Below are 15626 nucleotides of genomic sequence, written 5' to 3'. Positions count from 1 at the left end.
ATGGCGAAGTGCAAAACCGTACGTACGTCTTGTTAAGCTGCCCGACGTGCGCCTGCTTCCCGAACCGGGTCCGGCCCGGACGCTCGCCCTCTCCACGCTGGTCAACACCGTCGGCCGGGGCACCTGGCTGACCGCCAGCGCCCTCTTCCTGACCCGCTCGGTCGGGCTCACGGTGGCCCAGGTCGGCGTCGGCCTCACCATCACGGCGCTGGTGAGCCTGGTCGCCAGCACTCCGATGGGCTACCTGGCCGATCGGCTCGGCCCGCGCGGCCTCCAGATCGCTGCGCTGCTCGCCTCCGCCGGATTCACCGCGGCCCTGGTGGCCGTCCGCTCGTTCGCCGGCTTCCTGGTGGTCGGGGTGCTGATGGCGGTCGCCGACTCGGCCACCCGGGGTGCCCGGGGTGCGCTGATCGCCGGCGCGGTGCCCCCGGACCAGCGGGTGCGCACCCGGGCCTACCTGCGCGCGGTCACCAACGTCGGGATCTCGGTCGGCACGGTGCTGGCCGGCGTCGCCCTGGCCGCCGACACCCGGACCGCTTACGTGTCGCTGATCCTGCTCGACTGCGCCACCTACCTGGTGGCCGCCGCGGTGCTGCTCCGGCTGCCACCCGTGCCGCCGGTGCCGGCGCCGGCACACGGGCCACGGCTGATCGCCCTGCGGGACCGCCCGTTCCTCGCCTTCACCGTGCTCGACGGGCTGATGTCGATGCACTTCGGCCTGATCAACATCGCCCTGCCGCTGTGGATCGCCGGGCACACCACCGCCCCGCGCTGGCTCATCTCGGCATGCCTGCTGGTCAACACCGTGGTCGTGGTGCTCTTCCAGGTCCGCGCCTCGCGCGGTACCGAGGAGCTGGCCGGCGCCGGCCGGGCCGCCCGGCGCGCCGGTGCGGTCATCGCGGTCACCTGCGCGCTCTTCGCGGCCAGTGGCGGCGTACCCACCGCGGTCGCCGTGCCGCTGCTGCTCGGCGGGGCGTTGGTGCACGTGGTGGGCGAGTTGTGGCACGCCGCGGCCGGCTGGGGCATCTCGTTCGGCCTCGCCCCGGCGCACGCACAGGGCCAGTACCAGGGTGCGTACGGGATGGGCATGCAGCTCGGTTCGATGGTGGCGCCGGTGGTGGTGACCACCCTGGCCGTCGGCTGGGGCGTACCGGGCTGGCTGCTGCTCGGCGGCCTGTTCCTGCTGCTCGGCGCGCTGGTGCCACCGGTGGTGGCCTGGGCCGGGCGGACCCGGCCGGTCGAGCCGGCGGCCGCGCCGGTCCCGGTCGGGTGAGCCGGCGGCCGCGGCGGTCCGGGTTGGCCTGAGCCGGTCGCGGCGCGGCTGCCGCTGGGCTGAGCCGGTTGCCGCACCGCTGCCGCTGGGCTGAGCCGCCGCTCGGTTTTCCGCCCCTCGGTCGAACCGGCGGCCGGCTGCGCCGCAGGTCACCGGGGCGGCAGCTCGCCGGGGCCGCCGGCCGGCTGAGTCGCCGCTCGGCGATCCGGGGCCGGACATCCCGTCGCGGTCCGCAGGTCAGCCCGCGCGCGCCGGGGTGCATCTGGCAGGCTGGTATCCGTGCTGACGGTGCCGGTACGCCAACTGGGGGAGTCGGAGCGCCGCGCGGTCGAGCGGCTGCTGGACCTCGACCCCTATGCCGGCGCGCAGGTCGCCGAGCGGGTGGCGGCCCGCGGGCTGGCCTGGTGGCGGGCCGAGGGGCGGATCCTGGGCTACGGCTCCCGCCGCCACCTGGAGTCGATCTGCTGGCTGGGTGGCAACCTGACGCCGGTGCTCGCCACGGCGCCGGCGGTGGCGGCCTTCGCCGACCAGTTGAGCACCGAGGAGCGGCTCTGCTCCTCGATCGTCGGCCGCGCCGACGCGGTGCTCGGGCTCTGGGATCGCCTCTCCGCATACTGGGGGCCGGCTCGGGACGTACGCCCGAACCAGCCGCTGCTGGCCACGGACGCCCTGCCCGCCGTGGCGGCCGACCCGGAGGTGCGCCGGGTGCGCAGCGGTGAGGTCGATCGGCTCTTCCCGGCGGCCGTGGCGATGTACACCGAGGAGGTCGGCGTCTCGCCGCTGGCCGAGGACGGTGGGCGCGGCTACCGGCGGCGGGTGGCCGACCTGGTCCGCGCGGGCCGCGCCTACGCCCGGTTCGCGGACGGCAAGGTGATCTTCAAGGCCGAGTTGGCCGTGGTCACCAGGCGGACCGCCCAGGTGCAGGGGGTCTGGGTGGCGCCGGAGTGGCGGGGCCGGGGGATCGCCACGGCGGCCATGGCGGCGGTGGTGCGGGACGCGCTGATCCGGGTCGCCCCGACGGTCAGCCTCTACGTCAACGACTTCAACCTGCCCGCCCGGCGGGTCTACGAGCGCTGCGGCTTCCGCCCGGTGGGCACCCTCGCCACCGTCCTCTTCTGAGGGGTCCTCTCCACGCCTCGGCACAGCGGTCGCCTGCTGGCCTGCGGCATGGCCGGGATCACGCCGCCCCGAATTGCGTCGAACCGGACAGCTGGCGTTATGCTGGGCATGTTTTTGCACTGACCAGTCAGTTTAGATTTCAGGACGGGGCGATGAAGATCGTCGAGGCCGGCGGGCTCGGGCTGCGGACCCGCCGCGGCTGGGTGTACCGGGACGTGGACCTCACCGCCGAGGCGGGCGAGCTGCACGCGGTGACCGGGCCGCCGGGCAGCGGGCGTACCTCCCTGCTGCTCACCCTGGCCGGGCGCTTCCCGCACACCGACGGGGAACTGCGCCGCCGGGGGCCAGCGGCGCTCGGGCAGGTCGTCGGCGTGCACGAACCCGACCCGACGCTGACCGTGGCCGAGCACATCCAGGAGCGGCTGCTGCTGCTCGGGCCGGTGCCGCGCCGCCGCCGGCAACTCGTCCCGGTCGCCGCCGTGCGGGCCCGCCGGGCGTACCGCCGGGACGCCTTCGCCGCCGCGATCGCCGGCGCCGGCTTCACCGACGCTCCGCTCGACCCCGACCGGTACGGCCGGGACCTCACCCCCGTCGAGCGTCAGGTGCTCGGGCTGGTGCTGGCCAGCCTCAGCGGCCCGAGCCTGATCGTCGCCGACGACGTGGACGCCGGCTCCGACGCCCCCGAGCGGGAGTGGATCTGGGCCGCCCTGGCCCGCCTCGCCGACCGGGGGTACGCGGTGATCGCCAGCGGCCGGGCCGTCGAGCCGGGCGCCACCGCGATCGTGCACCGGATCGGCGACCCGTCCCTCCCCACCCCCGCCCCGGTCGCGCCGCGCGTCGCGGCCGACCGGGACCAGACCGCCGAGGTGAAGGCATGAGCGAGCGCAGCGAGCGAATCAGCAGGTTCAGTGTGGTGGTGCCTCATGGCGGCACGGAGCGGAGCGGAGTGCCGGCATGAGCGAGCGCAGCGAGCGAATCAGCAGGTTCAGTGTGGTGGTGCCTCATGGCGGCACGGAGCGGAGCGGAGTGCCGGCATGAGCGTCGTTCGACTCGCGCTCTTCGAGTTGCGCCGGATGACCCGGGGTCGGCTGCCGCGCGCCGCGCTCGCCGTCCTCACCGTCATCCCGCTGCTCTACGGCGCGCTCTACCTCTACGCCTTCTGGGACCCGTACGGGAACCTCGACCGGATCCCGGTCGCCCTGGTCAACGCCGACCGGCCGGCGAAGGCCGGCGACGGCAGCGAGGTGCACGCCGGGCGGGACCTCACCGACGAGCTGCTGGACCGGAAGGTCTTCGGCTGGACGGTGACCGACCAGGCCGACGCGACCGAGGGGCTGCGCGACGGGCGGTACCATCTGGTCTTCGCCATCCCCGCCGACTTCTCCGCCACCCTCGTCGCCAGTCCGGAACCGGACCAGCCGGCCCGCCGGGGCGAGCTGCAGGTGGTCAACGACGACGCCACCAACTACCTGTCCGGGCTGCTCGCCCGCTCCGCGTTCAGCGAGATCCGGGCCGCCGCCGCGGAGAGCACCGCGGCGTCGTACTTCGACCGGATGCTGATCGGCTTCACCGACGCCAAGGCCGAGACCGGCCGGGCCGCCGACGGGGCCGGCAAGCTCCACGACGGGCTCGGCGCCTCGCAGCAGGGGGCCGGACAGCTCGCCGACGGGCTGGGCACCGCCGAGGACGGCGCCGGGCAGCTCGCGGGCGGCCTCAACCAGTCCGTGCGGGGAGCGGAGCAGCTCGCCGGCGGCCTCGACCAGCTCTACGCCGGCGCGGCACAGATCGCCGACGGCACCAACCGCGCGGCCACTGAGACCCGCGCCGCCGCGGCCAAGGTGGACGCCGCCGCCGACCGGTACGAGCCGCTGCTGCGCCGGAACGCCGCCGACATCCAGCGGGCCGCCAGCCTGGTCGCCGAGGGCGCGCAGGCGCTCGCCGACGGCCTCGACGCGCTCCCGGCCCGGGCCGACGAGGTGGTGACCCAGGCCGAGCAGGTCCGCGACCGCCTCGACGCCGTGGTCAAGACGCACCCCGAGCTGGCCGACGACCCCGACCTCGGCGCCGCGCGGCGGGCCGCCGACAACGCCGTCACCGCGGCCCGCGCCATGACCTCCGCCCTCGATCGGACCGACCTCACGGCGTTGAAGAAGCAGATGACCGAGGTCGAGCAGACCGCTCGGGCGGTCGCCGCCGCGGCGCCGCACCTGGCCGACGACGTCGCCGCCGCCCGCGCCCAGGTCGACCAGCTCGCCAGCGGGCTCAACACCCTCGCCCAGGGCAGCGCCAAGCTCCGCGACGGGCTGGGTAGCGCCACGGACGGCGCCCATCAGCTCCGCGGCGGGCTCTACCGGCTCGCCACCGGTGCCCGGCAGCTCGACGGCGGCCTGGCCCAGCTCAGCAGCGGCAGCAACCGGCTCGCCGACGGGCTGACCAAGCTGGAGAGCGGCGCCGGTGACCTCGCCGACGGGCTCGCGGCCGGTGAGCGGAAGCTGCCCGGGTACCACGACGCGGACAGCCGCTCCGGCATCCTCGGCGACCCGGTCGGCCTGCTCCGCACCGCGCACCACCCCGCCGGCTCGTACGGGGTGGGCTTCGCGCCGTACTTCCTGGCCCTGGCGCTCTGGGTCGGCGCGATGATCACGTACATGCTGCTGCGGCCGGTCAACCGGCGGCACGTGATGTCCGGGGCGCCCGGCTGGCGGGTCGCCCTCGCCGGCTGGCTGCCCGCCGCGGCGATCGGTCTGGCCCAGTCCGCCGTGCTGTTCGCCGTGGTCACCCTGGTGCTCGGCCTCGACCCGCAGCACCGGATGGCGACGCTGGGCCTGCTCGCGCTGACCTCGCTGGCGTTCACCGCGATCATGCAGCTGCTCGGCGTGGCGCTCGGCCCGGCCGGCCGGCTCGCCGCGCTGGCCCTGCTGATGCTGCAGCTCACCTCCTCCGGCGGCACCTACCCGGTGCAGACCTCGCCCGGCTTCTTCCAGGCGATCCACCCCTGGCTGCCGATGACGTACGTGGTGGCCGGGCTGCGGCACACCATCAACGGCGGCCCGGGCGGGCCGGTGGTCACCGGGGCGCTGGTGCTGGTCGCGTTCGGGGCGGGCGCGCTGGCGCTCACCGTCGGCGCGGCGCGCCGGTCCCGCCGGCTCACCCCGGCCAAGCTGCACCCCGAACTGGTCATGTGAGGATGCTCATGGGCCGTACGGCGGTGGCGCCCGGCCCCGGCGCGGGTTGCTCCGGCGGCCCGCACCGGACGGGTCGACGGGGAGGGCGAGTGACGGACGGACGGTCGCGCCGACGGGAGGACACCCGCCAGCGCCTCTTCGTGGCGGCGGTGGAGCTCATCGCCGAGCAGGGCTTCTCCGCCACCACCGTGGACGACATCGCCGCCCGTGCCGGGGTGGCGAAGGGGACCGTCTACTACAACTTCGAGTCCAAGACGGTCCTCTTCGAGGAGTTGCTGCGGCACGGCATCGGCCTGCTCACCGCCGACTTCCGCGCCGCGGTCGCCGGGGTGCCGCCCCGCGAGGCGCTCGCCGCGCTGGTCCGCGCCGAGCTGGAGTACATCCGCCGCTACCGGGCCTTCGCCCAGCTCCTGCTCTCCGAGATGTGGCGTACCAACCGCGAGTGGCAGCAGACCCTGCGGCTGCTGCGCGGCGAGGCCATCGAGGTGATCGCGGAGACCGTACGGGCCGGCGTGGCCAGCGGTGACCTCCCCGCCGACCTGGACGTGCGTACGGCCAGCTCGGCGCTGTTCGGCGTGGGTCTGGTGGTGGCCGTGGACTGGCTGGTCTTCCAGCCGGACCGGCCGATCGAGGACGTGCAGGAGGCGCTGCTCGGCATCGTCCGCCGGGTCGCCCAGACGTGAACCGCACGTAAATGGTTTGAGTGGTCGCGACCGGGCCGGAAGGCTGGGGGTACCGCCCCCATCGACCCGAGTCCGGAGGACTGTCCATGCGCCTGCTCCGAGATCTCTGGGCCACCGCACCTCGCCGCATGGCCCTCGTGGGGTTCCTGACCGTCCTCGGCGCCGGCGGTCAGGCGGCCGCCTCCGCGCTGGCCGGCCCGGTCCTCGTGCAGCGGTCGTCCGGCTGGTTCGTGCTGCTGGCCGCCGCGCTGGTCGCCGCCGTCGTCAGCGACCTGGTGATCGGGCTGGTGATGGCCCGGGTCACCGCGGACTGGTCGGCCGACGTACGCCGCCGGCTCTGCCGGGTGGCCCTCGGGCAGGACCTGCCCACCCTGGAGACCACCCCGGTCGGCGAGCTGCTCGACCGCATCGACAACGACGTCTACCAGGTCGCCTCCGAGCTGCGGAACACCGGCGTACGGCTCGCCCAGGGGCTGGCGGTCTGCCTGCTGGCCACGGTGAGCGCGCTCTTCGTCTGGTGGCCCGCCGGGGTCGGCATGGTGGTGCTGACCGTGCTGCTCGGCGTGGTGCTGCGCCGGCCGACCGCCCGCATCGGCCCGGCCCGGATGGCCGAGGAAGAGGCCTGGTCCGATCTCGCCGCGGTGATGGAGGAGGCCGTCCACGGCCAGGACGACGTACGGACCAGCCTCGCCCAGCCGTACGTGCTGCGGCTGTACGCCCGGCGCGCCGCCGAGGTGCTGGCCCGCGGCAAGCGGGTGTTCCTCATGTCCGCGAAGGTCACCACCGTCGCCGGCGGGGGTATCCGGGCCGGCATCGCCGCCGTCGTCCTCGCCGGGGCGTGGGCGCTCACCACCGGCCGGGTGGACGGCACCCGACTCACTGCGATCTGGCTGCTCGCCCTCGCCTTCGGGGCCACCGTCGAGCACATCGCCCGCTGGGTGCCGCACCTGCAGTACGCGCTCGGCGCGTGGGCCCGCGTGCAGCTGCTCTCCGACGCCCGCCAGGAACCCGCCGGCGGCGTCGCCCCGGCCGAGGGCGACCTCACGGTGCGGGGGCTCACCTTCCGCTACCCCGCCACCTCGGACGCCGACCGTGGCCCGGCGCTGCGCGACGTGCGACTCACCTTCGCCCGTGGCCGGTCCTACGCCCTGGTGGGGCGGACCGGGTCGGGCAAGTCCACCCTCGCCAAGGTGCTCACCCGGGCGGTGGAGGTGCCGCGCGGCACCGTCTTCCTCGGCGACACCGACCTGGTGGACCTCGACGTGGAGCGGCTGCGGCAGTGGGTCGCCGTGGTGCCGCAGCGCACCGAGATCCTGGCCGGCACGCTCGCCGAGAACGTCGCCCTCTTCGACCCCGACCTGCTCGACGAAGCCCCCCGGGCGCTGGGCGAGCTGGGGCTGGGCGGCTGGGTCGCCGAGCTGCCCGACGGGGTGCACACCAGGCTCGGTGAGGGCGGGCAGGCGCTCTCCGCCGGGCAGGAGCAGCTCGTGGCGTTCGCCCGGATCCTGGTCCGGGACCCGCAGGTGGTGATCCTCGACGAGGCCACCGCCCGGCTCGACCCGGTCACCGAGAACCGGGTACGCCAGGCCACCGAGCGGCTGCTCGCCGGCCGGATCGGCATCGTCATCGCGCACCGGCTCTCCTCGGTGCGCCGCTGCGACGAGGTCGTGGTGATGGGTGACGGTGCGGTGCTGGAGGCCGGCCCGCTGCAGAAGTCGGAACGCTTCGCCGAACTGCTGGCACACAGCCATGCCGGCGCGTACGCCGCCGCGACCGCGGGGCGCGGTGGGGTGGACCTGCTGCCCGCGCCGGCCGGCGAGTGGGACGACGAGCCGGGGGCGACCGTCGCACCGGCGCCGGCCGAGCGACCGGGGGCAACCGTCGCGCCGGCACCGGCCGAGCGACCGGTGGCCGTACCGAAGACCGACCCGCCGCCGGCGCCACCCGCACCACCTGCGCGGACCATGCGGGAGATCCTGCGGTTGGGCCTGAACGATCCCCGCTACGGCCTGGCCTCGGTTGCCATGTTCGTCGTCATGCTGCTGCTCGGCCTCGACGGCTCGATCCTGCCCTGGCTGTGGGCGGACGTCGTCGACGACGGCGACCCGTGGCTGCCGGCGTTCGGCATCGCCGCCGCGCTGCTGCTGATCCTGCCCCTGCCGTTCCTCACCAACCTGCGGTTCCCGCAGTGGTGGGTCCGGCAGATGCTGCGTATCAGCGCGCGCCTGGTGCACGGGCAGACCGGACCGCGCCGGGTCAGCGGGCACACCCCGGCCGAGGTGGTGGCCCAGGGCGGCGACACCGACCGGGTGGTGCAGCTCGCCGACAACCTGATGGACCAGTTCATCGCCCTGGCGCTGCTGGTGAGCATGGTCGCGGTGACCGGCAGCGTGGTGCCCGGGCTGTTCTTCGTGGGCACGATGGTGGTCTCCGGCCTGGCCGCGACGCTTTTCGGCCCCCGGCTGGAACGCACCGCCCGGGGCACGGTGAAGGCGCGGGCGGCGTTCGCGACCGCCCTGGTGTCCTCGCTGTCGGCGGCCCGTACGGTGAAACTGGCCGGTGCCACCCGCCCGGTGCTGGACCACCTCGCCCGGCTGGACGTCGTCCGCAGCGACCGGCAGCGCCGGGAGATCGCCATGCAGGTGTGGGCGCGGTCCACTCCGTCGATGGCCAGTGGGCTGCTGCCGATCGGGGCGTGGGCGCTCTACCTGACCGGCGGCCTCTCCGCCGGCGGTGTGCTGGTGGCCGTCTCCACCCTCGGCGCGGCCCGCTGGTTCGCCTGGACCACCGCCGCGCTGGTGTCCCACTACCCGTCGGCCCGGGTGTGGACCCGACGGACCGTGGCGATGGCCGGGGTGGCCGCGTACTCGGCGACGGTGCCGGGCGTGGACATCGCGGCCGGCACCGCCCCGGCCCCGGTGCCTGCGGCCCGGCGGCCGCTGCGCCGGCTGGAGCTGGCCGGGTTCGGCGCGCTGCACACCGACGGCACCCTCGCCGTGCGCGACGTCGACCTCACCGTCGACCGGGGACAGTTGGTGCTGGTGGTCGGGCCGGTCGGATCCGGCAAGTCGTCGCTGCTGCGGGCCCTCGCCGGGATCGTCCACCACACCGGCGCGCTGCGCTGGAACGGCGAGCCGGTGACCGAGCCGGAGCTGTTCCTCCGCCCCAACCAGGTCGGCTACGTCGGCCAGCTGCCCCGGGTGCTCTCCGGCACCGTGGCCGACAACATCGCGCTCGGGCACCAGGTGGACGCCGCCGAGGCGGTGTCGACCGCCCAGCTCGACCACGACCTGGCCGCCGCCGGCGGTGGACTCGGGCTCCTCATTGGGCACAAGGGCACCCGGCTCTCCGGTGGGCAGCTCCAGCGGCTGGCGCTGGCCCGGGCGCTGGCGCCGCGTACCGAGCTGCTGGTCGCCGACGACGTGTCGTCCGCGCTGGACGTCACCACCGAGCTGGCGCTCTGGGCGGCACTGCGGGAGCACGGCGTGACCGTGGTCGGGTCGACCGCCAAACGGGCCGCGCTGGTCCGGGCGGACCACGTCGTGGTGCTGGTAGACGGGGCAGTGGTGGCGCAGGGGCCGTGGCGCGACCTGGAAACCAACTGGGCCCACCTGGCGGGCTGACCAGACCACCCCGGTTCGCCGACATCCGGTGATCATGAGGTTGGCGGGGGCGAAAGGGGCGAATCGTTCCGCCAACCTCATGATCGACCTGGCACCCGGCCCGGCTGGCCAGGGTGGTCGGGGTGGGTCAGAAGGCGCGGGTGTACTGGTTCGGCCAGTCGGGGGTGGCGCCGAGCTTGGCGGCGGCGCGGCGGGGCCAGTACGGGTCGCGCAGCAGCTCCCGGCCGAGCAGCACCAGGTCGGCCTCGCCGCCGGCGACGATCTGCTCAGCCTGCTCCGGCTCGACGATCAGGCCGACCGCGCCGGTGGGCACGCCCGCGTCGCGGCGGATCCGCGCGGCCAGCGGCACCTGGTAGCCGGGGCCGACCGGGATGCTCGCCCCGGCCGAGGCGCCCCCGGACGAGGCGTCCACCAGGTCCACCCCGGCGGCGGCCAGTTCGCCGGCGAGCACCACGCTGTCCTCGACGGTCCAGCCGCCGTCCACCCAGTCGGTGGCGGAGATCCGGGTGAGCACCGGCACCGCCGCACCGACGGTGGCGCGGACCGCCCGGGCCACCTCCAGGGTGAGCCGCATCCGGCCGGCCCGGTCGCCGCCGTACGCGTCGTCGCGCCGGTTGGTCAGCGGGGAGAGGAACTCGTGCAGCAGGTAGCCGTGCGCGGCGTGGATCTCCACGGCGCGGAAGCCGGCGTCCAGCGCCCGCCCGGCGGCGACGGCGAACGCCTCGACCACCCGGGCGATCCCGGCCTTGTCGAGCGCGGTCGGCCGCCGATAGTCGGGCAGGAACGGCTCGCTGCCGGGGCCGACGGGCGTCCAGCCGCCCTCGGCGTCCGGCACGCCACCCCGGTGCGCGGCCCACGGCCGGTACGTCGACGCCTTGAACCCGGCGTGCGCCAGCTGCACGGCCGGCACCGCCCCCTGCCCGGCGAGGAACGCGGTGATCGGCCGCCACGCGTCGACGTGCGCACCGGACCAGAGCCCGGTGTCCTGGGGGCTGATCCGCCCCTCGGGCACCACGGCGGTGGCCTCGGTGATGATCAGCCCGACCCCGCCGACGGCGCGGGAGCCGAGGTGGATCCGGTGCCAGTCGGTGGGCAGACCGTCCGGGCCGGCGCTGTACTGGCACATCGGCGCCATGGCGACCCGGTTGGGCAGGGTGACGCCGCGCAGGGCGAGCGGGGTGAACAGGGCACTCATGTCGGGATCCTCCAACGACACGGAGAGGGGCCCCGGGTGGGGCCCCTCTCGATCAGCGGTGTCAGGCGGGGACGGGGGCGAGCCGCTCCGCGGGGCGGTCGGCCTCGTCCGCGTCCACCAGGTCGCGCTTGCCGGCCGAGTCGTACGCCGCCCGGTCGAGGGTGCCCTCGCGGGCGGCCACGATGGTCGGCACGAGCGCCTGCCCGGCCACGTTGGTGGCGGTGCGGATCATGTCCAGGATCGGGTCGATCGCCAGCAGCAGGCCGGCACCGGCCAGCGGCAGGCCCAGCGTGCTCAGGGTCAGGGTGAGCATGACGATCGCGCCGGTGAGGCCGGCCGTGGCGGCCGAGCCGACCACCGAGACGAAGGCGATCAGCAGGTAGTCGGTGACGCCCAGGTGCACCCCGAAGACCTGGGCCACGAAGATCGCGGCCAGGGCCGGGTAGATGGCGGCGCAGCCGTCCATCTTCGTGGTGGCGCCGAACGGCACCGCGAAGGAGGCGTACTCCCGGGGGACACCGAGCCGCTCGACCGAGCGCTGGGTCACCGGCATGGTGCCCACCGAGGAGCGGGAGACGAAGGCCAGCTCGATGGCGGGCCAGGCGCCGGCGAAGAAGCGCAGCGGGTTGAGCCGGCCCGCGGCCACCAGCAGCAGCGGGTAGACCACGAAGAGCACGATCGCGCAGCCGACGTAGACGGCGGTGGTGAACTTGGCGAGCGGGGCCAGCAGGTCCCAGCCGTACGAGGCGACCGCGTTGCCGATCAGGCCGAGCGTGCCGAGCGGGGCGAGCCGGATGACCCACCAGAGCGCCTTCTGCACGATGGCCAGCAGCGACCGGTTGAGCGCCACGAACGGCTCGGCGGCCTCGCCGATCAGCATCGCGGCGGCGCCCACCACCAGGGCGAGGAAGACGATCTGGAGGACGTTGCCCTCCACGAAGGCGCCGATCGGGTTGGTCGGGACGATGCCGGTGAGGAAGTCGGTCCAGGAGCCGGTCCTCTTCGGGGCGGCGGCGCCGGCCAGGTCGAGCGTGACACCCTTGCCCGGGTCGGTGAGCAGGCCGATGCCGATGCCGAGGCTCACCGCGATCAGCGCGGTGATGCCGAACCAGAGCAGCGTCTTGAGCGCCAGCCGGGCCGCGTTGGCCACGCCGCGCAGGCTGACCACGCTGACCACGATGGCGGTGAAGACCAGCGGCGGCACGGCCAGCTTGAGGAGCTGGACGAAGAGGTGGCCGACCGTGTCGAGGGTGCTGGTCAGCCAGCTGACGTCATTGGTGCGGGCGACGAAGCCGAGCACCACGCCGAGCACGAGGCCGAGCAGGATTTGCAGGGAAAAGGGGAATTTGCGCAGGGCGGAAGCCATGAGGATGCGTCCAAGGTCTGAAGAGGGGGCGGTCAGGGCAGCGTCAGGAACGAGGCTGCGCCGGACAGACGCCGCTGGCCTGCCGTCGGAGGTCGACGTACAGGCGCTCGGTGAGGTGCCAGACGTTGGTCATCGCCTGCGCATGCTACTCCCAGCCAGTCCACAGGCGGAAGGATCGACCGCCGTGATGCTCCTTACTGGCAGAGTTCATCCGTTCGTCACGGTCGGCGGGACAGCCCCAGGGCGGTGGCCGTGGCCAGGCCCCAGGCGGCGGCCACCGCCAGCAGCAGCCGCTCCAACACCCCCACCAGTTCGCCGCGGCCCACCACCAGCATGGCCAGCGCGATCGCCCCCGAGAGCGGCAGAGCCAGCGCCGCGCCGGCTCCGGCGATCCGGCGCAGCGGCCGGCCCGCCGCCGGGGCGAGCACCAGCGCCAGCATCGCGAAGACCACCGCGGCCGTGGCCGCCACGCTGGCCCCGCCGTGCACCAGATCCGCCACGGTGGCGGCCTCGAACGGCGGCAGCGGGCAGCCGGCGCTGCACGTCACCGCGCCGGAGAGCACAGTGCAGGTCCCACCGGCGGCGAGCAGGACCGCCGCCGACCGCAGCGCCGGAGGCAGCGCCGCCGCGAGCAGCAGCAGCGCCGCCGCCAGGGCGAAGATCCCGATCCGGTACGCCCCGGCGTACCCGCTGTCGGTGACGCCGGCCTCGCTGACGTACCCGGTCAGGCCCGGACCGGGACCGGCGACGACGGCGACCGTCACGGCGACCGTGCCGGCCACGACGCAGCCGGCGGCGGCCGACGCGGCGGCGGCCCGGGCGGCGCCGGGATCAGCCACGCCCGTGCGGTGTGGTCCAGCCGTGCAGGTCCGGTCCGAGCGGCACGATCCGGGTCGGGTTGATCATGTCGTGGGTGGCGTAGTAGTGCCGCTTGATGTGGTCGAAGTCCACCGTCTCGCCGAAGCCCGGGGTCTGGAACAGGTCCCGGGCGTACGCCCAGAGCACCGGCATCTCGGTCAGCTTCTGCCGGTTGCACTTGAAGTGCCCGTGGTACGCCACGTCGAAGCGGACCAGCGTGGTGAACAGCCGCACGTCCGCCTCGGTGATCTGGTCGCCCATCAGGTAGCGGCGCCCGGACAGCCGCTCCGACAGCAGGTCGAGCCGGGCGAAGAGCGCCCTGTACGCCTCGTCGTACGCCTCCTGCGAGGTGGCGAAGCCGCACCGGTAGACGCCGTTGTTGACGTCCCGGTGGATCTCCGCCATCAGGGCGTCCAGCTCCGGGCGCAACTCGACCGGGTAGAGGTCCGGCGCGCCCGGCTTGTGGAACCGCCGCCACTCGGTGGACAAGTCCAGGGTGAGCTGCGGGTAGTCGTTGGTCACCACCCGGCCGGTCAGCGTGTCGATCAGCGCCGGCACGGTCACCCGGCCGGTGTAGTCCGGGTCGGTGGCCAGGTACGCGTCGGAGAGGAAGCTGATGCCCAGCACCGGGTCGAAGCCGTCCGGGTCGAGCGCGAACCGCCAGCCCCGCTCGTCCCGGATCGGGTCGACCGTGCCCAGCGAGATCACGTCCTCCAGCCCGAGCAGGTTGCGCACGATCCGGGCCCGGTGCGCCCACGGGCAGGCCCGGCACCAGATGAGCCGGTACCGGCCGGCCTCCAGCGGCCAGCGGCCCTGGTCGTCGGGGCCGCCGCCCTCGGGAGAGGTGGAGTGCGGGGTGACCCGACCGGTGAACCGGTTGGGCTGGCGGACGAACTCACCGCTGCGGGTGCTCTCTGCGCTGAACTGGGCGCGGGCCATGCCGTCAACCTATCCGTTCCGGGCGCGGATATCCTGGCGCCGGACGTCCCCGGGACCCGGCGGGCGCCCCCGCCAGCCCCTTCCACCCCCGAAGGACGCAGCACCATGACCGTGGCATACCTCGTGGCCGGAGTCCGCACCCCGATCGGCAGGTACGCCGGCGCCCTCGCCGGGGTACGCCCCGACGACCTGGCCGCGCACGTGATCCGCGAACTGGTCGCCCGGCACCCGGCCGTGGACTGGGCCCGCACCGACGACGTGCTCCTCGGCTGCGCCAACCAGGCCGGCGAGGACAACCGCAACGTGGCCCGGATGGCGGCGCTGCTCGGCGGGCTGCCCGAGGAGGTTCCAGGCAGCACGGTCAACCGGCTCTGCGGCTCCGGCCTGGACGCCCTCGCCACCGCGGCCCGCGCGATCGTCGCCGGGGAGGCCGACCTGGTGGTCGCCGGCGGGGTGGAGAGCATGAGCCGAGCGCCGTTCGTCATGCCGAAGGCGACCACCCCGTTCTCCCGCACCGCCGAGGTGTACGACACCACCATCGGCTGGCGGCTGGTCAACCCCCTAATGAAGCGGGGCTGGGGCATCGACTCGATGCCGGAGACGGCGGAGAACGTCGCCGCCGAGTACGGCGTCGACCGGGCGGCGCAGGACGAGTTCGCGTTCCGCTCCCAGCAGCGGGCCGCCAAGGCGCAGGCCGACGGCCGGCTGGCCGAGGAAATCGTGCCGGTGACCGTGCCGGCCGGCCGGCGCGAGACGAAGCTGGTCGAGGTCGACGAGCACCCCCGGGAGACCTCGCTGGAGAAGCTCGCCGCGCTGCCCACCCCGTTCCGCGAGGGCGGCACGGTGACCGCCGGCAACTCGTCCGGCGTCAACGACGGTGCGGTGGCCCTGCTGGTCGCCTCCGAGGCCGCCGTCTCCCGGTACGGCCTCACCCCGCTGGCCCGGGTGAGCGGCGCGGCGGCGGCCGGCGTACCACCCCGGATCATGGGCGTCGGCCCGGTGCCGGCCACCCGCAAGCTGCTGGACCGGCACGGCCTCGGCCTGGCCGACCTCGACGTGATCGAGCTGAACGAGGCGTTCGCCGCCCAGTCCGTGGCGGTGCTGCGCGAGCTGGGGCTGCCCGAGGACGCCGAGCACGTCAACCCGAACGGCGGCGCCATCGCCCTGGGCCACCCGCTGGGTGCCAGCGGTGCCCGGCTCGCGCTCACCGCCGCGCTGGAGCTGCGCCGCCGGGGCGGCCGGCGGGCCCTCGCCACCATGTGCATCGGCGTCGGGCAGGGTATCTCGCTGCTGCTGGAGTCGGCCGCCTGAGCCGTGGTCCGCCCGGCGCGCCCCCGCGGGCCGGGCGGTCGGCCCCGGCACCGGCGGTCGGCCGGTCCGGGCCG

At 74.8% G+C, this 15626-nt stretch carries 11 protein-coding genes; 7 read left to right on the top strand and 4 right to left on the bottom strand.

Translation table 11 applies throughout. The annotated features are described in order from the left end of the window. Positions 1-46 precede the first annotated feature (46 nt). The 6 genes from ACGF4F_RS22060 to ACGF4F_RS22035 all read left to right on the top strand — a co-directional run bounded on the left by ACGF4F_RS22060 (position 47) and on the right by ACGF4F_RS22035 (position 9883). Positions 47-1273 (top strand): MFS transporter, encoded by a 1227-nt coding sequence (locus ACGF4F_RS22060; protein ID WP_393079774.1) that lies wholly within the window; start codon positions 47-49, stop codon positions 1271-1273. 279 nt (positions 1274-1552) lie between these two features. Continuing rightward, the gene (locus ACGF4F_RS22055) at positions 1553-2392 is read left to right on the top strand and encodes a GNAT family N-acetyltransferase (protein WP_357433623.1); all 840 of its coding nucleotides are present in this window, start codon (positions 1553-1555) and stop codon (positions 2390-2392) included. Between the two features lie 152 nt (positions 2393-2544). After that, positions 2545-3270: an ATP-binding cassette domain-containing protein gene (locus ACGF4F_RS22050; RefSeq protein ID WP_393079770.1), complete on the top strand. Its 726-nt coding sequence runs from the start codon at positions 2545-2547 to the stop codon at positions 3268-3270. A 156-nt stretch (positions 3271-3426) separates the two neighbouring features. Next, positions 3427-5577, top strand: a complete 2151-nt coding sequence (locus ACGF4F_RS22045) for a YhgE/Pip family protein (RefSeq protein WP_393079767.1) — start codon at positions 3427-3429, stop codon at positions 5575-5577. 89 nt (positions 5578-5666) lie between these two features. Further along, complete coding sequence (locus tag ACGF4F_RS22040) at positions 5667-6260, top strand: TetR/AcrR family transcriptional regulator (protein ID WP_393079764.1); 594 nt, start codon at positions 5667-5669, stop codon at positions 6258-6260. A gap of 86 nt (positions 6261-6346) precedes the next feature. After that, a complete protein-coding gene (locus ACGF4F_RS22035) occupies positions 6347-9883 on the top strand; it encodes an ATP-binding cassette domain-containing protein (protein ID WP_393079761.1) in 3537 nt (1178 codons plus the stop codon). A 127-nt stretch (positions 9884-10010) separates the two neighbouring features. On the opposite strand, the gene ACGF4F_RS22030 is transcribed toward ACGF4F_RS22035, so the two are convergent. The 4 genes from ACGF4F_RS22030 to ACGF4F_RS22015 all read right to left on the bottom strand — a co-directional run bounded on the left by ACGF4F_RS22030 (position 10011) and on the right by ACGF4F_RS22015 (position 14241). After that, positions 10011-11078: an NADH:flavin oxidoreductase/NADH oxidase gene (locus tag ACGF4F_RS22030; RefSeq protein WP_393079758.1), complete on the bottom strand. Its 1068-nt coding sequence runs from the start codon at positions 11076-11078 to the stop codon at positions 10011-10013. A gap of 61 nt (positions 11079-11139) precedes the next feature. Then, entirely contained in the window at positions 11140-12432 is a 1293-nt protein-coding gene (locus ACGF4F_RS22025) for a dicarboxylate/amino acid:cation symporter (protein ID WP_393079845.1), read from the bottom strand. A 230-nt stretch (positions 12433-12662) separates the two neighbouring features. Continuing rightward, a complete protein-coding gene (locus tag ACGF4F_RS22020) occupies positions 12663-13283 on the bottom strand; it encodes a DUF998 domain-containing protein (protein WP_393079755.1) in 621 nt (206 codons plus the stop codon). Continuing rightward, positions 13276-14241 (bottom strand): glutathione S-transferase family protein, encoded by a 966-nt coding sequence (locus ACGF4F_RS22015; RefSeq protein ID WP_393079752.1) that lies wholly within the window; start codon positions 14239-14241, stop codon positions 13276-13278. The genes ACGF4F_RS22020 and ACGF4F_RS22015 overlap by 8 nt, the downstream gene beginning before the upstream one ends. A gap of 105 nt (positions 14242-14346) precedes the next feature. Here ACGF4F_RS22015 and pcaF point away from each other — a divergent pair, with 105 nt between their 5' ends. Beyond that, positions 14347-15552 carry a 3-oxoadipyl-CoA thiolase gene (gene pcaF, locus ACGF4F_RS22010; protein ID WP_387274444.1) on the top strand — a complete coding sequence of 402 codons (1206 nt, stop codon included), beginning with the start codon at positions 14347-14349 and terminating at the stop codon, positions 15550-15552. Positions 15553-15626 lie beyond the last annotated feature (74 nt).

The sequence above is a fragment of the Micromonospora sp. NPDC047740 genome (assembly GCF_043204735.1).
Classification (GTDB): domain Bacteria; phylum Actinomycetota; class Actinomycetes; order Mycobacteriales; family Micromonosporaceae; genus Micromonospora.
The sequence above is the reverse complement of the archived record's forward strand: the minus strand, read 5'-3'. Positions and strand labels throughout refer to the sequence as shown.